This is a genomic window from Paraburkholderia sp. (assembly GCF_047605525.1).
In the GTDB taxonomy this organism is placed as follows: Bacteria; Pseudomonadota; Gammaproteobacteria; order Burkholderiales; family Burkholderiaceae; genus Paraburkholderia.
In genome coordinates, this window is sequence record NZ_JASGFN010000005.1 from 284,851 (window position 1) to 310,830 (window position 25,980).

Annotated in this window: 28 protein-coding genes; 5 read left to right on the forward strand and 23 right to left on the reverse strand. The window is 63.1% G+C overall.

The window, feature by feature from the left end; translation table 11 throughout:
* Window positions 1-25 precede the first annotated feature (25 nt).
* The 3 genes from QM685_RS09910 to QM685_RS09920 are packed head-to-tail and all read left to right on the forward strand — an operon-like array spanning window position 26 to window position 2,555.
* Complete coding sequence (locus tag QM685_RS09910; protein WP_415115218.1) at window positions 26-1,345, forward strand: selenocysteine synthase; 1,320 nt, start codon at window positions 26-28, stop codon at window positions 1,343-1,345.
* A gap of 2 nt (window positions 1,346-1,347) precedes the next feature.
* Window positions 1,348-2,361, forward strand: coding sequence for a glutamate cyclase domain-containing protein (locus QM685_RS09915; protein ID WP_415115220.1), 1,014 nt, complete (start codon window positions 1,348-1,350; stop codon window positions 2,359-2,361).
* On the forward strand, window positions 2,358-2,555 hold the full coding sequence (locus QM685_RS09920; protein ID WP_415115221.1) for a hypothetical protein: 198 nt from the start codon (window positions 2,358-2,360) through the stop codon (window positions 2,553-2,555). Before QM685_RS09915 ends, QM685_RS09920 begins: the two co-directional genes overlap by 4 nt.
* Before the next feature lie 81 nt (window positions 2,556-2,636).
* Here the strand turns inward: QM685_RS09920 and QM685_RS09925 are convergent, their stop codons facing one another.
* The 4 genes from QM685_RS09925 to QM685_RS09940 all read right to left on the reverse strand — a co-directional run bounded on the left by QM685_RS09925 (window position 2,637) and on the right by QM685_RS09940 (window position 5,748).
* Window positions 2,637-2,858, reverse strand: coding sequence for a hypothetical protein (locus tag QM685_RS09925; protein WP_415115222.1), 222 nt, complete (start codon window positions 2,856-2,858; stop codon window positions 2,637-2,639).
* 32 nt (window positions 2,859-2,890) lie between these two features.
* Window positions 2,891-3,274, reverse strand: a complete 384-nt coding sequence (locus QM685_RS09930; RefSeq protein ID WP_415115224.1) for a hypothetical protein — start codon at window positions 3,272-3,274, stop codon at window positions 2,891-2,893.
* 68 nt (window positions 3,275-3,342) lie between these two features.
* On the reverse strand, window positions 3,343-4,161 hold the full coding sequence (locus QM685_RS09935) for a hypothetical protein (protein WP_415115226.1): 819 nt from the start codon (window positions 4,159-4,161) through the stop codon (window positions 3,343-3,345).
* A 105-nt stretch (window positions 4,162-4,266) separates the two neighbouring features.
* Window positions 4,267-5,748 (reverse strand): OmpA family protein, encoded by a 1,482-nt coding sequence (locus QM685_RS09940; RefSeq protein WP_415115228.1) that lies wholly within the window; start codon window positions 5,746-5,748, stop codon window positions 4,267-4,269.
* A gap of 25 nt (window positions 5,749-5,773) precedes the next feature.
* On the opposite strand from QM685_RS09940, the gene QM685_RS09945 reads away from it, so the two are divergent.
* Complete coding sequence (locus QM685_RS09945) at window positions 5,774-6,262, forward strand: hypothetical protein (RefSeq protein ID WP_415115230.1); 489 nt, start codon at window positions 5,774-5,776, stop codon at window positions 6,260-6,262.
* Between the two features lie 143 nt (window positions 6,263-6,405).
* On the opposite strand, the gene QM685_RS09950 is transcribed toward QM685_RS09945, so the two are convergent.
* From QM685_RS09950 to QM685_RS10030, 17 genes are all read right to left on the reverse strand, one after another.
* Window positions 6,406-6,840: a hypothetical protein gene (locus tag QM685_RS09950; RefSeq protein ID WP_415115232.1), complete on the reverse strand. Its 435-nt coding sequence runs from the start codon at window positions 6,838-6,840 to the stop codon at window positions 6,406-6,408.
* On the reverse strand, window positions 6,837-7,652 hold the full coding sequence (locus QM685_RS09955; protein WP_415115234.1) for a hypothetical protein: 816 nt from the start codon (window positions 7,650-7,652) through the stop codon (window positions 6,837-6,839). Before QM685_RS09955 ends, QM685_RS09950 begins: the two co-directional genes overlap by 4 nt.
* 68 nt (window positions 7,653-7,720) lie before the next feature.
* Window positions 7,721-8,503, reverse strand: a complete 783-nt coding sequence (locus QM685_RS09960) for a lytic transglycosylase domain-containing protein (RefSeq protein ID WP_415115236.1) — start codon at window positions 8,501-8,503, stop codon at window positions 7,721-7,723.
* The gene (locus tag QM685_RS09965; RefSeq protein WP_415115238.1) at window positions 8,500-9,930 is read right to left on the reverse strand and encodes an OmpA family protein; all 1,431 of its coding nucleotides are present in this window, start codon (window positions 9,928-9,930) and stop codon (window positions 8,500-8,502) included. The genes QM685_RS09960 and QM685_RS09965 overlap by 4 nt, the downstream gene beginning before the upstream one ends.
* A 1-nt stretch (window position 9,931) precedes the next feature.
* Window positions 9,932-10,582, reverse strand: a complete 651-nt coding sequence (locus tag QM685_RS09970; RefSeq protein ID WP_415115240.1) for a hypothetical protein — start codon at window positions 10,580-10,582, stop codon at window positions 9,932-9,934.
* A gap of 3 nt (window positions 10,583-10,585) precedes the next feature.
* Window positions 10,586-11,338, reverse strand: a complete 753-nt coding sequence (locus QM685_RS09975) for a TadE/TadG family type IV pilus assembly protein (protein ID WP_415115242.1) — start codon at window positions 11,336-11,338, stop codon at window positions 10,586-10,588.
* Window positions 11,335-11,691 carry a DUF192 domain-containing protein gene (locus QM685_RS09980; protein ID WP_415115244.1) on the reverse strand — a complete coding sequence of 119 codons (357 nt, stop codon included), beginning with the start codon at window positions 11,689-11,691 and terminating at the stop codon, window positions 11,335-11,337. Before QM685_RS09980 ends, QM685_RS09975 begins: the two co-directional genes overlap by 4 nt.
* Window positions 11,688-12,569 carry a type II secretion system F family protein gene (locus QM685_RS09985; RefSeq protein WP_415115246.1) on the reverse strand — a complete coding sequence of 294 codons (882 nt, stop codon included), beginning with the start codon at window positions 12,567-12,569 and terminating at the stop codon, window positions 11,688-11,690. Before QM685_RS09985 ends, QM685_RS09980 begins: the two co-directional genes overlap by 4 nt.
* Before the next feature lie 5 nt (window positions 12,570-12,574).
* Entirely contained in the window at window positions 12,575-13,423 is an 849-nt protein-coding gene (locus QM685_RS09990) for a type II secretion system F family protein (protein ID WP_415115248.1), read from the reverse strand.
* A 14-nt stretch (window positions 13,424-13,437) separates the two neighbouring features.
* Window positions 13,438-15,420 carry an ATPase, T2SS/T4P/T4SS family gene (locus tag QM685_RS09995; protein ID WP_415115250.1) on the reverse strand — a complete coding sequence of 661 codons (1,983 nt, stop codon included), beginning with the start codon at window positions 15,418-15,420 and terminating at the stop codon, window positions 13,438-13,440.
* A 68-nt stretch (window positions 15,421-15,488) separates the two neighbouring features.
* Window positions 15,489-17,141 carry a type II and III secretion system protein family protein gene (locus QM685_RS10000; RefSeq protein ID WP_415115252.1) on the reverse strand — a complete coding sequence of 551 codons (1,653 nt, stop codon included), beginning with the start codon at window positions 17,139-17,141 and terminating at the stop codon, window positions 15,489-15,491.
* Between the two features lie 128 nt (window positions 17,142-17,269).
* Window positions 17,270-18,286 carry a Flp pilus assembly protein CpaB gene (cpaB, locus tag QM685_RS10005; protein WP_415115254.1) on the reverse strand — a complete coding sequence of 339 codons (1,017 nt, stop codon included), beginning with the start codon at window positions 18,284-18,286 and terminating at the stop codon, window positions 17,270-17,272.
* 21 nt (window positions 18,287-18,307) lie between these two features.
* Complete coding sequence (locus QM685_RS10010) at window positions 18,308-18,514, reverse strand: hypothetical protein (protein ID WP_415115256.1); 207 nt, start codon at window positions 18,512-18,514, stop codon at window positions 18,308-18,310.
* Window positions 18,507-19,283: a hypothetical protein gene (locus tag QM685_RS10015; RefSeq protein ID WP_415115258.1), complete on the reverse strand. Its 777-nt coding sequence runs from the start codon at window positions 19,281-19,283 to the stop codon at window positions 18,507-18,509. The genes QM685_RS10010 and QM685_RS10015 overlap by 8 nt, the downstream gene beginning before the upstream one ends.
* Complete coding sequence (locus tag QM685_RS10020) at window positions 19,280-20,095, reverse strand: hypothetical protein (protein ID WP_415115260.1); 816 nt, start codon at window positions 20,093-20,095, stop codon at window positions 19,280-19,282. The genes QM685_RS10015 and QM685_RS10020 overlap by 4 nt, the downstream gene beginning before the upstream one ends.
* Entirely contained in the window at window positions 20,092-21,591 is a 1,500-nt protein-coding gene (locus tag QM685_RS10025; RefSeq protein WP_415115263.1) for a hypothetical protein, read from the reverse strand. Before QM685_RS10025 ends, QM685_RS10020 begins: the two co-directional genes overlap by 4 nt.
* Before the next feature lie 22 nt (window positions 21,592-21,613).
* The gene (locus QM685_RS10030) at window positions 21,614-21,904 is read right to left on the reverse strand and encodes a Flp family type IVb pilin (protein ID WP_415115265.1); all 291 of its coding nucleotides are present in this window, start codon (window positions 21,902-21,904) and stop codon (window positions 21,614-21,616) included.
* Between the two features lie 461 nt (window positions 21,905-22,365).
* Between QM685_RS10030 and QM685_RS10035 the strand changes: the two genes are divergently transcribed.
* Window positions 22,366-23,223: a helix-turn-helix domain-containing protein gene (locus tag QM685_RS10035; RefSeq protein ID WP_415115267.1), complete on the forward strand. Its 858-nt coding sequence runs from the start codon at window positions 22,366-22,368 to the stop codon at window positions 23,221-23,223.
* Window positions 23,224-23,268: 45 nt separating this feature from the next.
* Here QM685_RS10035 and QM685_RS10040 read toward each other — a convergent pair whose 3' ends face one another.
* Both QM685_RS10040 and QM685_RS10045 read right to left on the reverse strand, forming a co-directional pair.
* Window positions 23,269-25,092 carry a hybrid sensor histidine kinase/response regulator gene (locus QM685_RS10040; RefSeq protein WP_415115269.1) on the reverse strand — a complete coding sequence of 608 codons (1,824 nt, stop codon included), beginning with the start codon at window positions 25,090-25,092 and terminating at the stop codon, window positions 23,269-23,271.
* On the reverse strand, window positions 25,089-25,700 hold the full coding sequence (locus tag QM685_RS10045; protein ID WP_415115271.1) for a molybdopterin-dependent oxidoreductase: 612 nt from the start codon (window positions 25,698-25,700) through the stop codon (window positions 25,089-25,091). The genes QM685_RS10040 and QM685_RS10045 overlap by 4 nt, the downstream gene beginning before the upstream one ends.
* Between the last annotated feature and the right edge of the window lie 280 nt (window positions 25,701-25,980).

Genomic DNA, 25,980 nt, shown 5'->3' on the forward strand with positions numbered 1-25,980 from the left:
TCATTTGAATACACAGGTGTCAGTCATGAATGACGTCAAGGAAGCCAACCGGGCAGCAGGCACCCCGGACCCGAGTCCCGTGAAGACGGACAGCTTCGGAAACCCCATCGACCCAACCGTAGGCTTCGCGAGAGGCAACATCATCCGCTCCAGCATCGACGAGGCACTTCGCCTTCGCCATGGGCAGGCCGTCGCGGCGAAACGTGTGAAAACCCTCGGCGCGGAGTCGATCGGCGTATTCACCGGTAATCAGCGCGACTTCCCGATCAGGCCTGAAGACATTGCCACGCTTTGCGAAGAGTGGGTCGGGCCGGGACTTGAAGCGGAATCGCTGCGCCAGGTTGCAATTGGTCATATGGGCGGAAAGGCCGACGACGCTGTTGCCACGTTCAACCGAACCAGCGCCGGCATCATCGCGACAATCGCGGCGCTGGCGAACGGCCAACCCGTGGTGTCCGTGGTGCCGCCCGGTGGACGTTCGCACGCATCGGTTATTCGTGGTTCGAAAATCGCCGGCGTCCCGGTCATCGAGATTCAGGGTGACAAGGAGTGGGCAGCGGCAATCGGCAAGAACGCCCCCGCTCTGGTAATCGTCACCACGGTCACGAGCAGTCTCGAGCGTCTGGACGACCACATCACGACCCAGGTCACCGAATACGCGCACGCACTCGGCGCGAAGGTCTTTCTGGACGAAGCGTATGGCGCGCGTCTACGGACTGTGTTGCACGGCGGCCGCTTGAGTCTTCAGATGGGCGCGGATATCTCCATCACGAACTGCGATAAGGGCGGTCTGTCAGGTCCGCGCGCCGGCGTTCTGGTTGGGCGTCCGGAGTGCGTGACCGCGGCAGCCGCGAAAGGTGCGGAGTTCGGTATGGAGGCGCGGGCTCCGATTGCAGCCGCCGCCTTCCGGTCGCTCCAGAAATATGAGCCTGAAGACTTGCGCAAGGAGTCCGCCGCCGGTCAACAGCTCGCTGCCGTGCTCGAGGACAAGTTAGGCAAGGAGCTCGTTCAGCGCAGCGACCTCGGACCGATGGTCGAAGAAGATGCCGTACTGCGCGTGCTCCTGAAGCTCGCGGGCAACGAATATTCGAAGCCGGTCATCGTCCCATGCGAAGCCACCTCGGCGCTTGGCATGGTACTGCTCCAGGACTACGGCGTATTGACCGTGAACACCCACGGGCAACCGGGCGCACGGGTGTCGCTACGTCTTAAGCCGACGCTCGACGCACTGGATCGCGTCGGGGGTTTCGACGCTGTTGTGACGGCGGTCATGGAGTCTCTCGACAAGGTCGCGAAAATTATCGATAACCCCGACGCAATCAAACGCCTTATCGTAGGGAGTTAACCATGACTTCAAGTAATTTCAGCGCCTTCGACGACAGGCTGGATGCCCTGATCTCGTTGGATCTCGGCGGACGTGGCGTCGAGCATCTTTATCTGGCGGCCCGGCAGCGGCAAGGCGGTTCCCTCGTGGGTGCCGCGGCCGATGCGCTCGACGCCATCCCCGACAAGGCGAACGTCTTCGTGACCACTGGTTCAGTGTCACGCGCATGGATTTCGCCGGCCATCGGCGAAAACGATGGTCCCGCAGGACTTGCGGCAGTCGTGCGCGCGCTGTCACTGGCAAAGAAGGCGCTTTGCATCACCTTCGTCGAGGAGACGCTCGTCGAGACTACTTCGGCGATTCTGACGACGGCGGGACTGACTGTTCTCCCGTATGAACAGGCGGTCATCGCGCGCGACGATGGCAGCCTCGCCGTTGTTTGCGTCGAGCCTTTCCCTGTCGAGGACCAGGCGGCAAGAGACGTGTCGAAAACGCTCCTCGACAGGTACGCGCCGGCATTGTTCTTCTCGACGGAGCGCGTCGGTCGCAACGTCGACGGCATTTACTGCAGCATGCGCGGCATCGACTACGGTATGGGACGCGCCCGCATCGATTTTCTCTTCGATGAAGCCATCGCGCGGCAGATCCCGACGGTGGCGGTCGGCGATGGTGGCAACGAGATCGGTATGGGTGTCGTGATGGAAGCGGTTCAAAAGCACGTCAAGTTCGGCGACAAACGACCTGATGGCAGCGCGGGTATCGGGGCGGTGACCGGCGCGGACGTGCTCGTGACAGCGGCATGTTCCAATTGGGGCTGCTATGCCATCGCGGGCGCCTTCGCGGCTCGCCAACGCAACGCGTCGCTGGCGCACACGCCGGTGCTGGAGGCGGCGCTTCTCAGGCGCGGCGTGGATGTCGGCCTGATCAACTCGGTAGCCAATATCGTCGATGCCAACGTCGACGGGATTCCCGAGGCGACGCATCTGGCCGTCGTGCAACTCATCTCGACGATTATCAGTCCGGCGGTGCGCAAATGAACTCGCTTGAAACTCCTCTCGTGGCCGTTTATCCGAGCCTCGCAATTGGCATCAAAGAGGTTGCCGCGCGCATAAGCGCGACTCGGAAACCTTCGCTTTATACAGTCATGCTGCAGGCACCGATGAATGCACTTGCGAGCAATGTTTCCGACCGTGCCGACGTTTCGTCGGTCGCGATTCTCGGCTATAACTAACCCAACAACGTGCGCCGGTACGTGGCCGCTCCATCGAGCAACCAGCGCAACGAGCGCAACCGTAAAACTACTTCTACAGCTTCATTTGCTCCTGCAGGTCGCCGATTTCTGCTCGCCGAGTTCTTGTAGTTCGACCTCGTCGACGCCGCATACTTCCGAGGCGACGCGTGCATTGTTCGCGGCTAACAGAACTCCCGACTCAGCGCGCTGACGGTCAGCGACACCGGCTTCCCGTTGGTGGTCATGTCCTGACAAGTGATCGACAACGTGCATCTGCGTATTCAGGTTGACGGTACGGCTCATCACCGATTCACTTCGGCAAACGAGCCTGCGCGTCAGGGCTTCATCTGTTCCTGCGCGTTCTTGCAGGTGTCCGCCTTCTGTTGTTCGTAGTCGGCCGCGCTCAGATGCGCTTTCATGCTCTGGAAATCGGTCACGAACTTGTGAGTATTCCAGCCGGTCGCCCAATCGGCTGCAAAGTTCTGATCCTGAAACTGTTTGCCGACCGATGTCTTGTACTCCTCGACCGACTTTGCATCCGCGCCGCAGACATCGGTCGCGAGGCGTGCGTAGTTGGCGGCCAGTTGCACCTGCGCCGACGCCGCTTTCTGTGCTGCGTCACTGCTTTGTGCCGTGGCATAGCCCGATGCGAACACGGAGCACGCAAAACCGAGAGCCATCACGGACAGCTTGAGCAACGGATCATGTCGGATGTTCATGCGATGATTACCCTTCTGACGAAAAAAACTGGAGAAAAGTGGCCTCTCCGATCAGGCCACTACGACGTTCAATGCAATGCGGTAATCGCTTTCGAACTCGACTGGCCACCGCCGGTTCGTTCACTGCGCATCACCAGGCCCGCTGCCGGACAGAAATGATCGACGACATGGACGACGTTATCCATGTTCACGGTGCGGCCCATTAGCTGCATACCGTTGCTCTGCGTGCGCTGGTCATAACTGACAGGCCAGCACTCGTATTTACCAACTGCGGTAGTGAGCTGTTCCTGCTTGCCCACCTGCTTCTCGGTGGTGGAGATCACAGTCCTGGGAATCGAGACGGGCAAGCTGCCTCCTCCCGGCCCCATCGCTACCTTCCCGGACACCGACGATTCGGTGCGCGTACCGGCAAGCCGCTGCCCTTCGCCGGTAATCTCGCCGACATAACTCAGCAGACCCGTGGTCTGTGCTGACGCGATGCCGCTGAACGCGACCTGATCGGTATGACTCTGTTCATTGCCCTTGGCGGTCTGACGCTCGATATGCACCTTGCCGCCGTCGATCGTGACGTGAAAGCCGACATTACCAGCCGAATCATGCCCGGGAATCGCAAGCTTCATGTTCACGCGCAGATCAAAATTACAGTTGTTGCCGTCGTGTTTCGAAAATGACGTGACAAGGTAATCAATTTTCTGATCGCCCGGCGAGATCGTTGTCGTATAGCCGCCGTTCGTATGCATCCAGGGGGCATCGCAAGCCAGCTCCGCGTGCGCGTGCTGAGTGGCCGCCACGCCAATCAGCGCTCCGATCAGCAGTGGCAGACGCCGCAATGTAAAAGATGCGTGCCGGCAAGAGAGTGCGCCGCGTGCGGCGTCTTTCTGTATCACGTCCGTCCTCCAGATTACATGGTCGATGGCCATTACTGCGCATACCTGCTGCGAAACGCATCGTAGCGAGCGGTATCCAAACCGGCAGGCCGACGTGGCTGCGCGTCATTGCTTGACGAGCTCGACGCGGCGATTCTCCGCACGCAACGTGTCGGACGTATTCGGCACGAGCGGTCGTGTCGAGCCATAACCCCTGGCCGTGAGTGTACAAGTTACACCTGCGGTCTTCAGGTATTGCACGACAGCTTCAGCACGCTCCTGGGACAGACTCATGTTATGCGCATCGCCACCGGTCGAATCGGTATGACCCGCCACTTCGATCTTCCAGTCCGGATGCGCTTTCAGCAGCGTAGCCATCCGGTCGAGTACCGGCTGCGCATCGGAACGCAAGGTGCTCCTGTCGAGATCGAAGTTCACGCCGTAAAGCTGCACACGACCGGTCTGCTCCAGTTGCTCGGCGGTCGCGCCGCCGCTCTGGCCAGAAGGCTCGCAACTCAACTGGCCAAGCGATTGCCGGCGATCGCCGAGACTGTCGTCGACGCTGCCGACGGTATGCGCGTCGCCGTTGTAGATCTGCATATATGGTTTCGCGCCGTCTGGGCTGAGCACCATGACGCCCGGCTTGCTGGTCTTCTTCGCGACGTCGTAGTACATGAACCGCAGATAACTGCCCGGCTCGATACCGCCCGTGATGGTTCCAAGCACCTTCTTCACGCCCTTCGGAATCGTGAGGCCGCTGTTATCCGTCGCTTCGAAGTAGCAGCCCTCCACGCTCGCGCCTTGCTGCTGGAGCAATACGTAGCCCTCCCCTTCGAAGAGGGTCCCCGGAAACTGGTAGATGCCCGCCACGTTGCGTACCGACTCGGCCGCAGCCAGCGTACCGTACGCCGAAAAACGCGTCAGGCCGAGATCGACGGGCTTGCCGTCGACGGGCGGCGAAGACAGCGTGAGCTTCAGGAACCGTGCGCTGACGGGCTGTTGCAACCTGGCGGTAAACACGGCGGCTTCATCGTCCACGCGCGCCTGGGGGGTAGGCGGAAGGTCCGCATCGTAAGCGGTGCTCCACGGGCCGCTCGCGCTGCTGTCCGATACCTCGACCTTGACGTGATGTGCAGTCAGGTCCCAGGCCGCCACGGACTTGAAGGCGAAGGACGTGATCGACGCCTCGCCGGGCAACGCAAGTGTGAGCTCGTACGGGTTGTGCCTCGAACGGATGCCGACCTTCCTCGGCCCTGTCACGCCGTTCACGAGAGGAATCCACTCGTCCGACCGGTAGCTCGTGTTCACCGGGAACGTGCCGGAAATGAGGCTCGCGAGGTCCGGCTGATTGTCGGACGCCGCCGTATTCGACGCCGCCGCACCGCTCGCGCCATCCGCCGCTGCAGCGCTCGCACCGCTCGCTTCAGCCGCGCCGCTCGCCGCGCCCGACGCCGGCACACTGCTTTCCACGCTCGACGCCGCGGTGCCCGCCGCCGCGTCGCGATCCTTGTGATGACAGCCGGACAACAGCATGCCGCTCAGTACGGAACACGAGATCACCGCGTAGAGGGCTCGGAAAAAACGAAGAGGATGGACTTGCCTGCTCAATTCAATCGGCTCCAGATTGTTGACTGTGCGTCAGGATATCGATCTGGTCGAGATCGCTCCTGATACGCGCTTGAAGTTGATTCAACTCCCGGCGGTTCGCGCCGTTGCGCTTGCCGTCGTCGAAGGCTTTCAGCGCGTCCTTGAGGTCCGCCTGTATCTGCGCGCGCCGGGCATTGACCAGTTGGCGCGCGCTGTTGTCCGCCTGCGCGTTGGCCGTGCCGTCGGCATTCAGCAGATTCGCTCGAACGAATTTAGCCGGTCATTCGGCTTTGAAGTTGTTCCGTTCGATCAACGCGCCGCAATCGAGTGTTCGATTGGCATTCGGGCAACACTATCTTCAGGCAACAGGAAGGGCAAGCAGAACGCGGTCTGGAGCATGGTCAAGTTCGATCACCAGATCGTAGCGATTGCGCGCAGTCGTCTTGTGACGTGCATCTATTCTGACGACAAGGGGCTTCGCAATTTTGTCCGCTCTATCGGGCAGGGCCAACTTGACCTCGGCGATAGGACGTAAGTGCCTATGAAGCGACTCTCGCATGAGAGAGCCCAGTGGAGTATTCATCGAGTCGACACAGTCGTCAGCGCTGACTGCTCGCCTGGAGCAGGTCATTTGGATCGCGAGCAACCAGCGTAACGAGCGCGCCCGTGAAACTATCTCTACAGCTTCATTTGCTCCTGCAAATCGCCGCAGGTCGCCGATTTCTGCTCGTCGTATTCCTTTGGATTGCTGGTTTTCATCTGCTGGAAACTGGCGACGGTTTTCGCTGCGTTCTTCCAGCCCGTGTCCCAGTCCGTTGCGAAGCTCGGGTCCTGGCCGAACTTTTTGCTCGCCGAGTTCTTGTAGTTCGACACCGTCGACGCATCGACGCCGCACACTTCCGAGGCGACGCGTGCATTGTTCGCGGCCAACAAAACCCCCGACTTCATGAGCTTCTGGGTCGCGTCCTGACTCTGCGCGTTCGCGCCGCTCGCGCCCAGCGCCAGACAAGCGGCGCTGAAGGAGAGAGCGGAGAGTTTGAGCAATGCGTTTCGGCGGATCTTCATCGATGGGTCCTTGAATGGGTGGAAGCAAGACAATGGGATGCGGCTCAATGCAGCGCGCTGACCGTCAGCGACACCGGCTTCCCGTTGGTGGTCATGTCCTGACGCATGACGAGGCCGGTTGCCGGACAGAAGTGATCGACAACGTGCATCTGCGTATTCAGGTTGACGGTACGGCTCATCATCTTCACATTGTCGGCGCGGATGTTGCGATCATATGTAACAGGCCAGCACGCAAACTTGCCGACCGGCGTCTGTAGTTGTTCCTGCTTGCCGACCTGCTTGTCGCTCGTCGTCGTGACGAATTTCGGCGCCGCCATCGTGCCCATCGTCTGCCCCATGTTCGCGAGCTTGCCGGACATCGTGCCTTCGCTGCGGGTACCGGGGATACGCTGCCCATCGCTCGTGATTTCGCCGACATAGCTCAGCACGCCGACCGTCTGCGACGACATCGTCGCACCGAAAGTGCTCGTGCCCGCCTGGCTGTTCATCGAACCCGCGACGGCTTCCGTCTGCACCTGCACCTTGCCGTCGGCAATCTCGAACTTGACATTCGATTCGCTTTGAACCGGCTGACCGCCCATCGACATATTCATCACCGCGCGGATCTGGCCGTTACAGTTGTTACCGTCGCGTTTCGAAAACTGGACCACCGTGAATACCGTCGTGCGTTGGCTCGGCGAGGACGTCGTGGTGAAACCGCCGCCCTGATGCATCCACGGCGCATCGCACGCAACCTCGGCCCGCGCCTGCGAGACGCCTGCCGCGCACGCGGCGGCGACCGCGATCACGAGCACGCGCCGCAACTGCGAAACACGCTTGCGCACGCTGATTTCAACCGGATGGTTCTTGCTGCCGTTCATCGTTTTTCTCCTGCTGTTATCTCTGAGCCCAGGTCGTAATGACCGGCGCCGCGCACGGCGAGTTCAATCTAGCGATAGTCGGTGAGCGTCATGTGTATCGCGCGAGGTTCGGGTTCGGCCATGTTGCGTTCGGTCACGCTATGCGCCTTGAATGCAGCGTAGCGCGACAGCACGCGCGGGACGTATGCCTGCGTTTCGGCGAACGGCGGGATGCCGCCGTAGGTGCGCACGTTTGCTTCGCCGGCGTTGTAGGCCGCCAGCGCATAAGACAGATTGCCTGAAAATTGCCGCAGCATCTGGCCGAGATACAGCGTACCGGCCGCGACGTTCTGCACCGGATCATAGACGTTGGAAACGCCGAAGCCCTGCGCGGTGGCCGGCATCAATTGCATCAGACCTCGGGCGCCCGCGGGCGACACCGCCCGGCGGTTGAAGCCCGACTCGACGTCGATGACCGCGGCAACCAGCGCGGGATCGACACCCGCGGCACGCGATGCGACGCGGATGAGCGGCTCCATCGTCGCGTAGTTGCAGTCGGCGCATGCGCTCGCGCGCGGCTGGGACGCCCGATTGGACAGAGTGAGCGTCGCGCCGGCGAGCACGACGCCGCGCGCGCCCGGCGCGTCGGAATCGGAATCGGAATCGGAATCGGCATCGGCGTCGGAGCCCGCGTCGGCGCCGACGCTGTTCCGCGGCTCCGCTGTCGCGCCGAGCACCCGCACGCGGCTGTCATGCGCCGGCAGCGTATGTCCGCCGATGACGTAGCTCACCCCGCCGCCCGCCCACGCCGACGCCGACACCACGGCCAGCACGATGCCGAGCAGCGCGACGAGGCGGCAAGCGGGTCTCATTGCTTGACGAGCTCGACGCGCCGGTTCTGCGCGCGCAGTGCATCGGTCGTGTTGGGCACGAGCGGCTGCGTCGAGCCGTAGCCCTTCGACGTCAGCGTGCTGGTCACGCCCGCGCTCTTCAGATACTGCGCGACCGCATCCGCGCGATCCTGCGAGAGTTTCATGTTGTGCGCGTCCTCGCCCGTCGAATCGGTATGGCCGGCCACTTCGATCTTCCAGTCGGCATGCGCCTTGAGCAGCGTCGCCATGCGGTCGAGCACCGGTTTGGCATCGGCGCGCAAGGTGCTTTTGTCGAGATCGAAGTTCACGCCATACAGTTGCACGTGGCCCGTCTGTTCGAGCTGCGAAGCCACGGGGTCGCTCTGGCCGCCCGACGGATCGCAGGTGAGTTTCGACGGGCCGACCCGCTCGCCGGGACTTTCGGCGACGTTCGAGAACGTATGCGCATCGGCCGTGAAGAGCGCGGAGAATGCCTGCTTGCCGTCGGGGCTGAACGCCATGATGCCCGGCGTGCTGAGTTTCGATTGCTGCTCGTTGCGCGCGAGCCGCAGATAGCCGCCCTGCTCGATCCCGCCGACGATCGTGCCGAGCACTTGCGATACGCGGACCGGATCGCTGCCCTGCGATTCGAAGTAGCAGCCTTCGACGCTCGCGCCTTGCTGTTGCAGCAGCACGTAGCCGCTCGAGCCAAAATTCAGCGGGAAGTGATAGAGGCCCGCCACCTCGCGCACCGACTGCGCGGCGCCCGGCGTGCCGTACGCGGAGAAGCGGCTCAGGCCGATGCCGTTCGGCGCCTGCTCCGGCGGCGACGACAGCGTCAGACGCAGAAACTTCGCGGTGACGGGTTGCGCAAGCGGCGCGCGCACGACCACGCCAGGCTGGATGTTGTCGGCGCCCGGAATGTCGGCATCGTAGGCCGTGGTCCAGGGGCCGTTCGCGCTCGCCGCGGTGTCGACCTTGACGTGATGCGGCGTCACCTGGCGTTGCGGGCTGCTCACGAACGCGAACGACGCAATCTGCGCGTCGCCCGGCAGTGCCAGTACCAGCTCATAAGGGTTGCTGTTGACCTGGATGCCCGGCGAGTCGGGCACGCCGTCGAGCAGCCGGAACCAGTCGTCGCCGCTCTGGCCGACGGCAAACGCGCCTGCGCTGAGGCTCGCCACGTCGATCTGCTGTGCGTCGGCCGAAGCCGGAGCGGCCGCGCTCGCGGCGGCCGGCGCGGCTTCGGCGGCAGCCGCCCCACTCGCCGCCGATGCGCCGCTGTTCGCCGCGCTATCAGGTACTACCCTGGCGGACGAAGTGTCCGACGCCGCTTCTTCCTGCTTGCGATGACAGCCCGCGAGCACCAGGACGGCGCTGGCGGAGAGCAGCGCCGTAACGGCGATCGAACGGCGTGTAGCGATAAGAATGCGTGACCTGGAAGTCAATTCACTGGGCTCCTGATTGCTGGCTGCGCGTGAGGATATGAATCTCGTCGAGATCGGTCCGGATTTGCGCCTGTAATTCGTTCAGTCTCGTACGGCTCGCGCCGTTGCGCTTGGCGGCGTCGAACGCGGCGAGCGCGTCCTTCAGATCCGCCTGGGATTCCGCGCGTCGCGCGTTCACCAATTGATGCGCGCTATTGTCGGCCTGTTCGTTCGCCGTGCCGTCGGGATTGAGCAGATTCGCGCGCAACCGATGGTCGCCGCGCACGTCGTCGGCCACCATGCCCGGATCGCTCGCCGACAAGGTCGCGTTCATCGGCGCATGCTGGCGCGGGCGGCTGAACGACGCGAGCGCCGCTCCACCCGGCGGAGCGGACGGCATATCGCGCTGGGCCGGCGCGGCGCTTGCGCCTGATGCGCCGACGGCTGCCGGCATCGGCGCAATCGTACGCGATGTGATGATCTCGACGCCATCCTCGTGCACCACCGACACGACCGATTGCGGCGAGCGCATCGGCTCAACCCGAGGCACGGCGCGTTGTGGCGCGCTCTGCGCACGCGCCGCGCCGTTGCACGCAACGACGAGCGCCGCAAGTCCCGCCAGCGCCGCTACGCGTCGCAGGCGCGCGGCCGGCGTCCTGTCATGATCGCCCATCGGTCAGCCTCCTCGATACGGCGATTGCATCCGCACGATCGCTTCGGATTCTAGCGGAATGCGAAAGCCGCCCGACACGCTGGAATAGCCGTAGCAACTGTTCATTTTCGTCGGCACGCCGAGGCCGCCCGTCGTGCCGGTCGAATAGATGTTGCTGACGCCGTTCACCAGATAGAACACCACCCGGTTGATGAAAGGCACATAGAGATCGTAGCAATACGTGATGCTGATCTTCAGCAGGTTCGCATCCTGAATCGACAGGCCCGAGCTTGCGCCGGGCTTCGTATTGCGATACATCAGCGTGTCGTTCGGAATCTCCGTCACGTTCTTGCCCGCGTAGTACTTCGAGCGGCCGAAATCGGCCAGCGCCGCACTGGTCGGGTTGATGACCGTCAGGCGGGTGATGCCGGGGTTGCGCGCTTCGACGGTCGCGGTGAGCACGGCGGTCTGCTGCGTCGCGATGCCTGTCGAATGCGCGAAGAGCGGCGCGATGCCGCGACCGAAGCCGTCGAGCATCGCGCTCTTCTGCCCGTTCTGCACCGCGCCGGCGCGCGCCGCCATCAGCGTCGCGTAGTTCACCGTGCTTTTTGCCTGATAGAGCAGACCGAACTGGATCAGCCCGAGGCAGAGCAGCAGCAGCACCGGCAGCGCGATGATGAACTCCACCGCCGACTGCCCACGCTGCGCGTGCCGCGCGCCCATGCGGCCCGGCGCGCGAGGGCCATGCATCGCGCCGCGAATCGCGCTGTGCGTCATCGTGTGTCTCCGTCGTCGATGTCGAGCTGCACGCCCGGTGCCAGACCCAGCGCCGCGCTGCGGCCTGCCTGCAGCTCGAGCGCCGCCGCCGCGCGCCAGTGCATGCACAGGCGGCGAGGCCCGACGTTGTCGCGCACGCCGACGACGCGGCGGTGGCGGTCCAGGAACACCACGTCGATCGGCGCGGACATGAACCACGTGTGAATCGAATTGCAGGGCTGAATCAGCAATGCATCGCGCTCGGCAATCGACTTGCGTCCGATCCAGCCCTTGAGCCGATCGATCATCCTCGTCGTGACGTTCAGATCGAGCGTGAGCGGCGCGCCGCCGGCCGAAATCCGCGCGGGCTTCACAGCAGTCCCTCCTGCATGAACTTCATCACGATCGGAAAGCCGAGCACGATAAAGGTCACCGGAAAGATGAACACCACCAGCGGGAAGATCAGTTTGACCGGCGCTTCCATCGCCTGCTTCTCGGCGCGCTGGAAACGCTCGGTGCGGCGTTGCTCCGACTGGAAGCGCAGCGTGGTCGCAATACTGCCGCCCATGCGCTCGGACTGCACCACCGAACTCACGAAGTTGGTCACCTCACGGACCTGCAGGCGTTCGTCCATGCGCCGCAATGCGTCCGCGCGCGGCAAGCCCGATTTCATATCGCGCAGGACGTGTTCGAATTCGCGCTTGAGCGCGCCGGCCGGCCCCTTGCCCACCGCCTGCGCGAGCGCGCCGTTAAGGTTCAGACCGGCTTCCATGCTGAGCGTGAGAAAGTCCAGATACACCGGGAGCTGCTTTTCCACCTCCTTGACCGTGCGGGCGCGAATGTCGCGCAGCCACAGGCGCGGCAGAAAGAAGCCGATCGCGCCGGCCACCAGCGGAAACAGCGTGTTGTCGAGGCCGAGCCAGTGCACGACCAGCAGTGCCATCACGAACGCGAGCGTCGCCGCCACCAGCGACAGCGAAATGAACTGCCGCGCCGACAGCAGATAGCTGCGGCCGGTCAGTTGCAATTGCAGTTCGACTCGCTTGACGATCGCGGACGGATACAGGCGGCCGAAATAAAAGTCGAGAAAGCGCACCAGCGGCCATAGTATGCGCAGCGGCGTCGAAAGCGGATCGAGAAACTCGCGGTCTTCGCCCGGCACATGCTTGCCGAGCACCGATAGCGAGCGCACGATCACGCCAAGAAAAACGATCAGACCAAGAGAGATGCAGAAAGCGATAGCGAGATACATGGCGCTCACACGTCGATATTGGTGATCTTGCGGATCGCCTTGTAGCCGAGAAACTCCATCACCGCGATGACCGACAGCGTGGCCCAGCCGATGGGCTTGTTGAAGAGCGGGTCCATCGCGACGGGATCCATATGGCTCAGGACGACCATCAGGAAAATGGGCAGCAGCGTCATCACCCAGCCTTGCGCCTTGCCCTGCGCGGTCAGTGAGCGAATCTTGCCTTCCATCTGCTGTTTGTCGCGCAGCGTGCGCGCCACCGTTTCGAGCGTTTCGGCGAGATTGCCGCCCACTTCACGCGAAATCGAAATGGCCGCGGTCGCCATCAGGAAATCCTGCATCGGAATGCGCTTTTCCATGTGCATGAGCGCGTCGGCCATATCCACGCCGAGACGGATCTCGCGGATCAGCAGCGCCAGTTCCTGCGAGATCGGCGGCCGCGTTTCCTGAGCCGCGCTTTCGAGCGCAACCGGAAAGCTCGCGCCGGCGCGCAGCGCGCTCGCCACCATCAGCAGCGCATCGGGCAACTGCTTTTCGATCTGATGCAGGCGGCGGCGCTGGATGTGGCGCACGATCATGCGCGGCGCGAGCAGGCTCAGCAGCACGGAGATGACCGTCAGGACGACGTTCTGCGTGACTACGTACACGAGGAGCGGAATCGCCACCACCGCCAGCGCGCTCGCCGCGGCCACCTGCTGGGTGCTGATGAAAATGAACAGGTCCGCCAGGTTCGAGCCGACTTCGTCGCCCACCTGCGCGGTGCGGCGCACGAACCACGTCTTGCCTTGCGAGACGATGCCCCACGACACCAGTGTCAGCAGCACGAAGGCCGCGCCCATCATCAGAACTGTATTCATGGCGGAGCCTCGCGCTAGTCCTGAAAGATCGACGTATCGACGGCGATGCCGCGGCGAATCAGGTCCTGGTAGAAATCCGGCACATAGCCCGTCGAGTGGAACGTTCCCTGCACCTTGCCGTCTTCCCCGTAGCCTGTTTGTTTGAACACGAACACGTCCTGCAACTGCACGGTGCCCGACTCGATGCCGCTCACCTCGGTGATATGGGTGACGCGCCGCGTCCCGCAGGAAAAGCGTGTCTGCTGCACGATCATGTCGACCGCCGACACCACCTGCTCGCGGATCGCATTGACCGGCAGATCGAGACCCGCCATCAGCGTCATCACCTCGAGACGCGACAGGCAATCGCGCGGCGAGTTGGCGTGCGCGGTCGTGAGCGAGCCGTCGTGGCCGGTGTTCATCGCCTGCAGCATGTCGAGCGCTTCCCCGCCGCGGCACTCGCCGACCACGATGCGGTCCGGGCGCATCCGCAGCGTGTTCTTCACCAGATCGCGGATCGGCACGGCGCCCTTGCCTTCCATGTTGGCCGGCCGCGCCTCGAGCGAGACGAGGTTGCTTTGCGAGAGCTGCAGCTCCGCCGCGTCCTCCACGGTCACGATGCGTTCGTTATCCGGAATGAAGTTGGACAGCACGTTGAGCAGCGTCGTCTTCCCCGACCCCGTGCCGCCCGAGATCACGATGTTCGCGCGCAGTTCCACCGCCACCCGCAGGAACGCCAGCATCTGTGCCGACAGCGAGCCGAAGCGCACGAGGTCTTCGCCTTGCAGCTTGCGTTTGGAGAACTTCCGGATCGTGATGTTCGGGCCTTTCAGCGCGAGCGGCGGAATCACCGCATTGACGCGCGAGCCGTCTTTCAGGCGCGCGTCAACCATCGGCGAGCTTTCGTCGATACGCCGCCCGAGCGGCGCGACGATCCGCTCGATCGCGCCGAGCACGGCCTGATCGTCGGTAAAGATCGTCGACGAGCGGCTCAGTTGACCGCCGCGCTCGATGAAGATCTCGTTGTAGCGGTTCACCATGATTTCGGTGATCGACTCGTCGGCGAGCAGCGACTCGAGCGGCCCGAGGCCGATCACTTCGTCGAAGATGCTCTTGAAGAGCGCGTCGGTCGGAATGCCGGGGCGCTCGAAGATGGGATCCGACGAGAGCACCGTGCGCAACAGGCCGCTGATCGTGGTCGACAACTCGGCTTCGCTCATGCTCGCCACGTTGAGACGGCGCAAATCGATCGCCGCGATCAGCCGCGCATGGCCCGTTTTGCGCAGCTCGATGCCTTCGGGCGTATTCAGCCATTGCGGCTCATCCTGCGCTTGCGGCGCTGCCGGCGTTTTTCGCGCGTCCTGTGCACCGGGCGCCCCCGCGACGGCATCACGCACCGGCACCGCCGGCGCCGCGGCATGAGCGTGATGCGCGCCGCCCGATGCGTTGCGCTCGCGCGGCATCGCGACGACGCCACCCGCCAGTTTGCCGATCACGGCGAGTCCATCGGTGCCGGTGCGCAGCGGCGACGCTTCTTCGATGCGCGGCTGTTGCGCCGCTGCCTCGAGCGGCATCGGCACGGCTTCCAGCGCGTGCGCGGCCTGCTGCGTGTGCATCTGCGGCCGGGATTCGTCCGCCTGCCGGGAAAGCGCCGCCGCCGGCTTCGCATGACTGTCCACCAGATGCAGTCCGCCCGCTCCGGGCGCGCCGTGCGCCGCGAGCGTTACGCCGATGCGAAACGAGCCGATCTCGATCTGGTCGGTTTCCGTCAACGGCCCATACGAAGTGATCGGACTGCCGTTGACCATGGTCGAGGCAAGACCGCCCTTGTCTTCGATATACCAATGTCCATGACGCGGCTCGATGCTCGCCTGCACCTTGCCTATCAGCAAGCCCTTGAGCACGATGTCGCAAGCCGGATCCTTGCCGAGGGTCGCGCCTGCCTCCAGCACGTGAAGCTGCGCCTTGCCGTCGCGTCCCGTGACCGACACCTGCAATGCCTGGACGTTTTCCATCATTCACCGCCTGTTGCCGATTGGTTGGCTGATGCGCCGGACATCGGCGCATCGCTGCTGCCTGAACTTCATCAATTGCCGTACATCGAGCGGTCGAGAACCGCGGGCGATGCCGACGACGACGGCGCCGATTCGCGCCGCGCGCGCTTTTCCTCTTCCTCGCGCAGCGCTTCACTGCGTTGTGCGTTGGCGTCGGGCAGCGGGCTCGGATTGCCGTACTCGTGGCGGTAATCGGCCTGAATGTCGGAGCCGCGCGTCGTCAGCTCGGCATTCTTGTCGCTGTCCGCATCGACGATGTAGGGCGTGACGAGTACGACCAGATCGCTCTTGTTGTTGCGGAAGTCAGTGGACTTGAACAGATGGCCCAGCACCGGGATGTCGCCGAGCAGCGGCAACTTGTCGACCGCCGTGGCCGCGTCCGCGCTGATGAGGCCGGCAAGCGCCAGCGTCTCGCCCGGACGCACCGACAACTGCGAGGTGGTGCGCCGCGTGATGAACGCCGGATAGCCCTGCACCTGCACGGTCGGATCGATCTGGCTGATTTCGGTCAGCAGGTCGGTCGAGATCACGTTGCGCGCATCGACGGTCGGCGCGATCTCGAGCCGGATGCCGTATTCCTTGTAGATCACGTCCTGCGCGCCGAAGCCGGCCGACACCGGAATCGGCACCTCGCCCCCCGAAAGGAACGTGGCCTTGCCGCCGCTTCTCGAATTCAGTTCCGGCGACGCGAGGATGTAAGCGTCGCCGTCGTCGACCAGCAGGTTGATCTTCGAGAAGATCGACGTGGCAATGCCGAGGAACGCGCCGCTCGCGGCGCCCCCCGCCGCGCTCGGGGCGTTGTCGAACGAAGCGGTGCCGGTGTCCGGGAACGGACGATAGCGGCCGGTACGGATCGCATTGCCCGCCACCGACGCCTGCGGACCGTTGATCTGCTGATCCCACGCGATGCCCAGGTTGCGCTCGGCCGTCTTCGAGATTTCGAGGATGTCCATCTTGAAGTGGACGGTCTTCTTCAGCGACGCGCCGTCGTCGACCTCGATCAGATTGACCACGTCGGGCATGCCTTGCAGCGCGGTCGCGACGAGATCCTTCTGTTCCGGGTGCACCTTGCCGCGCACCACGAAGCGATTGCCGTCGGCGTCGATGCGCAGGTCCTCGACAAAGCCGAGCGAGTGCTGCAGGCGCGAGAGCGTGGTCGAACGGTCCTGCGCGGACACCGAGATCTTGGTGCGCAGCGCGATGCCCGAGTCGGTCCAGACCACCAGCGAGGTATCGCCGGGCTGCTGCGCGAGCAGCAGCAATTGATGGTCGACGACAGACGCGTTGATCACATCGCCGTTGCCTACCGCAACGCGCTTTACCTTGCCCTGCACCGGAATGACCTTGACTTCGCCCTTGTACAGATAAAGCGTCGACGGCACGCCCTGAGCGTATTCGACGAGCGCGTCATCGTCGTCGCGCACAACCGGCGGGCGATACCTGACGCGCCGCAACGCCGCGGGCGCCGCGGTCGAGGCGCTCGCCATGGACGGCTCGATATTCCTTGCCGGACCAGACCGTTCAGGCACGAGCGCGGCAGGCGCGGAAGCGGAAGCCTGAGCGGAAGCGGACGCCGGGGCCGGCTCGCCGCCGTCGGCAAGCGGCGCCGAGGCGGCGGCCGGGCCGCTCGCGGCGGGCGGCGCTTCGGCGTATCCGTGAAGCGAGGTCAGCGCCAGACTCGTCACAAACGCCAGATGGACTCCCCGGATAATGCGCCCCGTTTTATGTTCTCGATTGGTCGTCATGGGTGAAGAAGGAATGATTGGAAAGGAGGGCCGTGCGGCCAGATACGGCGGTTTCGCCGACCCGGCCGTCATCTCGCGCGTCCGATACGCCCGTTGACGGCGTCCTGCATCTGTTGAACCGCGCGCTGCTGCGCATCGCTGATCGCCGCCATGCGCTGCTCGACGTCGGCGACGGCGGCCGCGTGCGCATTGGCGGCGGGCTTGGTGTCGAGCGCCGGGCGCGTCGAAACGCTGCTCTCGCCCTTGCCGCCGACGATGTATTGAATGCCTGCGTTGTCGTCGTCGCCGAACAGCGCCGCCTGCTGCACCGTGACCGGCGGCGTGGCCTGCTTGTCCGAGCGGTTGCGCAGCACCGCGCGCAAGGTGCCGACCTTCTGCGCCAGCGCGATCTTCGCGGCCTGCTCGGGGCTCACCTGCAACGTCACGCTGTCGTAGCCCTGCCGCTGCGGCCCGTCGTCCTGCTGCGCGAGCTCCTCCCCGTAATCGCGCGGGCGCACGTCCCGGCCAGTGGCGATCACCGCCAGATCCGACAGCAGCAGTTGCGCGGACTGCCCGTGGCTGCCCGCATCCGAGCCCTCGCCCGGTGTGGCGATCATGAACAGGTCGATCCGGTTGCCCGGCTTCAGCATGTTGTCCGCCGAATTGGTGGTGTCGATATCGATCGTCAGCGCGCGGGTGCCGGGCTTGAGCATGTCGCTGAAATCGCGCGCCTGGAACGACGAAATGTCGGCGCGCCGCACCGGCGTGCCGCGCTTCACCGGACGCACCAGGGTGAGCTTCGACAACGAATCGAAGTCCTGCGCGCGCACCGTGTCGTCGTAGACGAAATCGGCGGGCACGTCACGCGCGGCGAAATTGTCGGAGGTGAGCGGCGCGCCGGGCTTCAGGTCCATCACGGGCACCAGCACCGACACCTGATTGCGCGCGTTCATCGATTCCATCAACGACTCGCGCATGGCCGCTTCGCGTCCGGACATATAGCGGAACATCGACCACGTGAGCAGCCCGGCCGCGATCACCGCGACGCCGAGCAGCACCCAGGGGTTATTGATGAGCGTGTGTGTTTTAATTCTCTTGAACATCATGAAGGGTCGCGATGAGTTGGTTCAGGGCATGGACAGCGTGTACGAATACGCGTGGTAAAACGACTTGAAAGCCGCCAGCAGTTGCGCGATCACCGAGTTGTCGCCGGCGATCAGCACGACGACGACCAGCAGAACGATCACGATATATTCGGCATAGGCCTGGCCTGTCTGGCGGCCCCGTGGCGCATGCAAACGGGGGAAGCGGCGCACGCGGCGCGGTTCATTCATAGGCAACATTGATCACCACCGAGGTCGAACCCCTGCCCTGGGTAAATGCGGCATCGAGGCGATAGCCGTTCTTCTGCATCGAGAGCGCCTGCCCGAACGGCGCGCTATTCGGCCGGCCGATCGCCGGGCCGGCCGCCACCGTGTGCCAGCCGTCCTTCCTGAGCTGATCGGCATACGCCGCGCTCGCCTGGGCAAGCGACGGCTCGGACAGCGACATCTGCACGGTGCGCGCGACGATGCCGTCGTCGTTGCTCGTCATGTCGAGCAGCACCTTGCCCATCGGCAACGGATAGTTATCCGGACGCAACGCGCGTGGCAGCGGCTGGGCATCGGTCAGACGCATCGCGCTGAACAGTCCGCGAACCGGCGCCGACTGGTTCGGCGGCAGTTGCAGCGTATAGCTGCATTGCGCGGACAGCGCGCTGAGTATCAGCGTTTTCTGATTGTGCATCTGGTGCGTCGCGACATTGTGCTCGACCCAGTACGTCCTGAACGCATCGGCGATCTGACTGGTCGACTTGTCGAAGGTGATGAGCGCGACCTGCGTCGGCGTGCCGTTGATGACCATATCGTGGCCGACCCACTCCACCTTCTGGCCGGTCACCGGCATGTCGTCGCAGGCATCGCCGGCGAACGCGCGGGTCGCCGCGCCGAACGCGAAGCAGCAGACCGCCAGCAGACGCAGCCAACGCGCGTACGAGACGCCGCGCACGTCCGCGGACAAGGTCGGGCCTGCCGGCACGGCAGGAGCGTGCGGTGCGAGCATCATTTGTTCCCCAGCCGGTCCTGCGGCACCACGTCCGGTTCGATGCGGCCGAGATCGAGGTGCGCGATGTCTATGCCGAACGGCGCCAGCACGTCGAGCCCGTATTCGATCACCGCGCCTTTCGCGGTCGGCACGGCATCGGCGATCATCGCCCTGGCCTTGTCGCTGCCGTCCGGCGTCCATGTGTTGGTCAGCAGCGCGTTGTGGTCGGTGAACGTGACGCCCTGCCACGACGGCCACAGATTCGAGAGCGTCGGGTTGTCGTAGCCCATGTGCAGCGAAACCCGGGCCGTCTGCTGGTTTTTCACCGGCAGATCAAAACCCGCGCCGATGCCGCTGACGGAGCCGAGTAGCCCGAGGGCCTTGTCGGCGATCGTGCCGGTATCGGAGGTCGAATGGCTCACCTGCAGGTCGTTGTACTGCTTGAGCATGTCCTTGCCGGCGACGTCGCGCCACATCGGCTCCGGCTGCGCGGCGAGCGCGTTGGCCGAACTGTCCTGCGAGGCGATCTTCGTGTCGTGGCCGAGTACGCGCTGCGCGATCTCGCTGCGAATCTGCGTATCGCTCTTCGTAATCGCACTGCCGTAGGCGGGCGCCCAGCTCCTGTCGTCGAAGTAGACCGTGCGCTCCCATGCGGCATAACGCGAGGCCGACAACGTGCGATCGCGCGCGTCGCTCAGATGTCCGATCATGTTCATTCCGAGGAACGCGAGAATCAGCGCGCTGCCCGCGATCACCAGTACTTCGACGAGCGCCTGACCCCGCTGTGCCCGGCGGCGCGAGCGCGCCGCCAACGTCTTGCGTCGCAGGTTCATGGCGCGCCCGCCGATTGCGCGAGATCCGCCGCTTCGAGCGCCTCCATATTGGTGGCGACGAGTGACGACTGCCAGTACGGATTGAAGAGGCTCGGGTACTCCCACTTGTTGTCGTCGCGCTTCCAGTGCGTGAGATTGTTCAGCGCGCCCGCCGCGCCCGACGACGAATCCGCGGGCCGGATGAAATAGGCGCTCGCGCTCGCCACCGAACGCATCTGGTTGCTCGCCGTGCCGTCCGTGACCTGCAGGCGGCCGTTGGCGATGTGCAACTGGTCGGTGGTGCTGATCGACGACGATGCGCGCTGCACTTCGACGGTGATGGCCGGCGCGCGATTGAAGTCGTTGCCGTCGGCGGGCGTTTTCAGTGTCGAGAGTTCGAGATACGGTTGCAGACCGCCATTGGTCGACGATAGCGATTTGCCCGCGCCCATTTTGTACTGCTTGCGTGCGGCGATCTCCGTGAGCGCGCTGGTAAGCGCGCCACCGAAGTTGTCGTAGCCGCCATAGCCTCGCGTCCCGGAATAGCCGCCGCCCGGACCGTTGGCCGCCCCTCCATAGCCGGCGGCGTCGATGATCGGACCGCCGACGGCGCCGACTTCGAAGACGCAAACCCAGCCGCCATTTACGTCGGTCGCGTCGAGGCTTTCCCAGCCGCGCTTGTCCTGACGCAACTGTGTGCCGCCGCGGTGATTGTTGTCCGCGCCAATGGCACTGAAGCCCGGGCATTCTTCGACGATACTCGCGACGAACGGATCGCGGAGATTGGCGCCGCGCTGCTGAACGAACTGATCGAGCGTGTTCTTGTCGGTCACGACGTCGGCAAAGCGATCCGCGCCGGTCGTGCCGGCTGGCGTATTGCGCTTCGCGAAGCTGAGCGTCGAGTTGAGCGCGAGCGCGCCGCGCGTGGCGAAATAGGTCTTGGTGACGTGCGAATTCGGTTCGTTGGCTTGCGCGACTTCTTCGGCCACGACGGGAATCTGCAGCACGATCGAATCGTGAAACGCCGCCTGCTCGGTACTGAGCACCTTGTCGAGCTCGTCGATGGCGACGGTGGCAATGCGCGTGGCGGTATCCAGCGCGCTCTTTGCCACGTCGAGCACCGCGCTGCCGGTCTGTTTAGGCAGCGTCCATGGCTCGGATATAAGTGCCGTCGATTCGATGAACGTGTCGAACCAGTGCGTGCTCTTATACGTGCCCGCCAGTTCGTCGACGTATGACTTGATACTGACCATCTGCGCGGCCGCCACCTGGTTGGCGACCATCGCCCGATTCGTGTATGCGGCAAAGTTCAGATCGCGCGCCTGCAGCACGCCGACGCTGAACGCCGCGGAATCGGCGGTGTCCTGCTCCTTGGTCTTGGCATGAGCGAGTTGGGCCGCGTTGAATGCCAGATACAACGCGGCCGCCCCGACGACCAGAAAAACCAGGGCGAACGGCATCGCCTGTCCCCGCTGGACAAGGCGGCGAGCACGACGCCGTTCGAGGTGGGTTTTCATCGCTTGAATCCGCCCGGCCGTATTAGTGATTGCCGTTGTTGTACGTGTTGAGCGTCTTCTGCGTATTACCCTTCGAGCTCGCGTCCTTGGCGGCCGTATCGGCGTTCTGGATCGCGTTGGCCGAGTTCGAATCGCCGGCCATTTCGAGCGCGAGGCCCGCTGTCTGGTTGCGGATGGTCTTGCCGAACGCCGCATACACACCGATAGCCGCCACCGCGATCAGCGCGACGATGATGATGTATTCGGTCATCCCCTGGCCGAATTGACGCCGGCGTCGAGAAAGGGTTTTAACTGCGGACCTGGCTTGAAGCATGGCGTACCCCCATTGTTTAAAAAACAGCACTTACATCGAGAAAGGCGTGCTTAGCCCTCCGCTGCAAGGGAATCGATACAGGCGGATGACAAAACAGGCCGGGACAGTGCAACGCGAGGTTGTGGCATGACCCGCCGTTCGTACGGAAACGCACGGTTAGCAGGCGCATCCAGGCCGATGCTGCACGGAGATATTTACCGAATTACCGGGACCTGATCTCTATGCAGCAAAATTTCCTTGCATCAAATGCAACCAGCATTGCATTTGATGAGAGTACCAATCGTCTAATGCGCCTGTCAATTTGGTAAACGTGGCTTGCTGTTGCATTTAACAATAGTTTTATGTAACAAAATGCAACGAGTGATTTTCAGGGACCGCGCCTAGGCCCGCTTGCCCTAATGTCACGCGGTTCTGGGGGGTGTTAGGCTTCTCAACCCGCATCAGAAAGGAACACCGACGGAATGCAACACTCGCAGGACAATCTGCTGGTGGCGAACTGTGTCGCCCAGCTCATGGATCGCCATCAAGTCCCGCGGCAGAAACATGCCGGCACGCTTGCGAAAACGCTCGGACTCAGCTTTGCGCAGGCACATCGCAAAATGCGCGGACAAAGCAACTGGACGGTCATTGAACTCAAGCAGATTGCCAATGCGTTCGACGAGCCGATTACGGTACTGGTCGATTCCCCATCCCCATCCGGCCGGCAACCCGGCACGCCCGCGCTGCTCGATGTGGGCTCGAAGCTGTTGCCGTGCGTCGTCTGGCTTGGCGGCGAAGTGCCCGCGGGCCGGTCACCGGAATACGTTGCCGTGCACATGTCGGGGGTATGGCGCATCTATTCGCCCGAGAGCGCGCCGATCGGCATAAAGCACGTCGTCGAACTGATCGAGATCCGCCCGCGCCCGCCGGAGACCGTCCAACCGGCGGTGGCCGTCGTCGACGACGATGGCGGCCGCGGCGCCAATGGCCTGAAAACGGCCGACACGATCTGCCTGTATCTGAACGAGAAGGGTTTCAACGCCACGCCTTACTACGATGCGTCGAGCTTTCGCAAGGCGCTTCGGCATACGCGGTTCGACGCCTTCGTGATCGACTGGCTGCTCGGCACCGAAACGGCCGAGGCCGCCATCAGCGAGATTCGTCAGACCGGCAACCCGAAGGCGCCCGTATTCATCCTGACCGGGCAACTGGAAGCCGGCAACGTCAACGAGTCGGAAATTGCGCGGGTGATCACCGCGTTCGACGTCAACGTGCTCGAAAAGCCCGCCCGACTCCCGCTGCTGGCCGCCGAGATCAGCAAGCGGCTGATGACGAAATAGACGGACCTGAAAAACCGGCCGCCCAGGCCGGCAACACCGCGGCAGTCAGGGAACCGGGCTGTTGCTGGCCCAGACCGCGTCGAGCGCCACCTTGAGGATGTCGGCCCGAACAGGCTTCGTCAGATAGTGCTCGAAGAGCTCGCGGCTCTCCGGGGCGAGCAGTTCCGGAACCAGCGCGCTGCAGGCAATGAGCGGCGTGTCCCGGTTCGCTCCCTCCGTGCCGCGGATTTCCTGTGCGAGCGTGATGCCGTTCACGTCGGCCATATTGATGTCCACCACGATGGCGTCGAACCGCTGGCGCGCGCTAATCCCGAGTGCTTCCCGGGCATTGGACGCGACCGTGCAGCCGATCCCGTACGACGTCAGGATCGCGTTGAGCGAACCTCTGACCGATTCGTGGTCGTCGACCACGAGGACTTGCCGCTGCGCCGCAGGATCGGGGGGCGTCGTCTCCTGCGTCGGGACGGCGGGCGGCGCATTGACTTTTTCCAGCGGGAACACGACATGGAAAGTGCTGCCTTTGCCCGGTTCGCTTTCCACGTGCATCGCCGCTCCCAGCAGATCCACGAGCCCCCTGACGATCGCGAGGCCGATGCCGATCCCGTCATGGCGCGGCAAACCCGACGACTGCAGTTGCGTGAACGGCATGAAGATCTGCTCGACCTGCGCGCGCTCGATGCCGATGCCCGTGTCCTCCACACTCACCGACAATTCGTCTTTCGTCTGGCCGCAATGCAGCGACGCGCGCATCGTCACTTTTCCGTGCTCGGTGTATTTGATTGCATTGCCGAGCAGATTCGTGACGATCTGCTGGATCCGGTCCGGATCCGACAGATTGAAAACGCGCTGATCGCTCGCAATGACCTCGAGCTGCAATCCCTTGCGGTGCGCGTGCTCCGAGACCGATTCGACGGCGGCCATCAGAACGTTATAGGAGTTGAACACGCGCTTGCGCACCGTCAGTTTGCCGGCCCCCATGCGGGAGAAGTCGGTCAGGTCCTTCATCTGCGCGTCGAGCACGTCGGCCGCGCGCGCAAGCTGCTCGACCAGCAGCTTGTCCGTACCTGAGAACTGCCGTTCCGCGAGGACGTCGGTGGCCGCCATGATGCTTTGCAGCGGCGTGCGCAATTCGTGGCCGATCATGCCGAGGAACGCGTTTTTTGCATTGACCGCATTGGCCGCCGCCAGCGCCGCCTCTCTCTCCCGTTCAAGCGCGGTTCGCTGCTGTTCCGCGAGTTCGCGCACACGCCGCGCGTTGCTGACCAGCAGCCATGCGAGGATCAGCAATGCGATGGTCGAGCCGGCGCTGGACTGCATCAGCATCTCCCGGCGCCTTGCGTAGTCCTGAAGCACGTCGTCGCGCCGTTTGCTGTTGGCGTTGCCCACGATCATCTCGAGTTCGGCAAGCGGGCGTTGCAGTTCATCGAAGGTCGCCGAAATGGCCGCGACATTTTCTTTCCCGTCCGCCAGCGCGTCTATCTGCCGCGACAGCCGCTCCGCAATGTTCTGGATCTGCTCCACGCTGGCGCGGGAACGCGGCTCCGTCCTGAACGTAAACGCCGCGTCGGTAGGCGCGGACAGCAACGCGACTTTCGACTCGAACACGTCGAATCTGACCGTGACCTCGTCCCTGCTCCGCAAGCCTTGCGCGTATTGCAACACGGCGATTTCCGCTTTCAAGGCCGAGCGTTCCAGTTGCCCGATCGTGAAATAGTCGTCCTGCGTCGTGCGCTGGGAAAAGCTCCGGCTGTCAGCGCGAGACACGACGAACAGGTAAGCGGAATAACCCCACAAAACGACGAGTAAAGCCAGCAGCGCCGCGGACAGCGACACCCTGATTCTGCTTGCCCTCGATTTCGGGATTTTCATTTAACCTCGATTCTGCGAATCTGAAAGACAAATCGCCTCGTGTTAGTGATGGTGCTCAATTCTTTACGATATTGATCGCGTGGAAAAATAATGAACAGAGGTCCGAAGTCCTTCAGAGTCAACTCGCGTCCGTTTTCGCGATATGCCAGAATCGGCTCATATTTCCGGATGAATGCCAGTGGAATTTCCTGGCTGTAATCGTCGTAGGCGAACACGCGAATGGTTGATCCTCGAATCCCGGCCTTCTTCAGTACATCGGTTAATAGCGGCCCCTCCCATAGTTCGGAGCCCGTCCAGTTGGTCGAGCTTTGAATCGCATGCACGGGCATGGCGAGCAGTTCCTCGCGCGTGAAGATATGCTCGTTGTGCGGAGACGTAGCCTGATACTCGATGTTGCCATCCACGTCCAGCTGGAGCAAATCCGGATCCGCATGCGCGGCATTGGCCGACATCAGCGACAGCCAGACAATATAGACATGCGACCTGCATGGCAAGCCGAACCGCCTCACTCCGCCGACTGTGACAGCACGATGATTTTTTTCTTTACCTGAGTGATTAAGTGGACAGTGCGTGCTCCGCTTAACGTTCTTCAAGAAGGGCATGAGCATGCGCCACACCTTTTTTAGCCGCTCTCAGAGCTGGAAAGCCAGATAATAGTAGTCATTGTTTTATTCCTGATGTAAGTTTATGTAACATATTTCTCACTTCTGGAAACATATAGAAATTGAGTAAGGTCCGACGGCGGCTTTGGAGGACCAAGCGAGTAGTGTTCTAATTCCAATCAATAGAATGACAGGAAAGGTTTCAGGTCAGTCCGATGAAAATAGTGAAAAAATTTGCGCGACAGCCACTTGCAATTGCACGGACATACTGATCTGTTATTGCAGT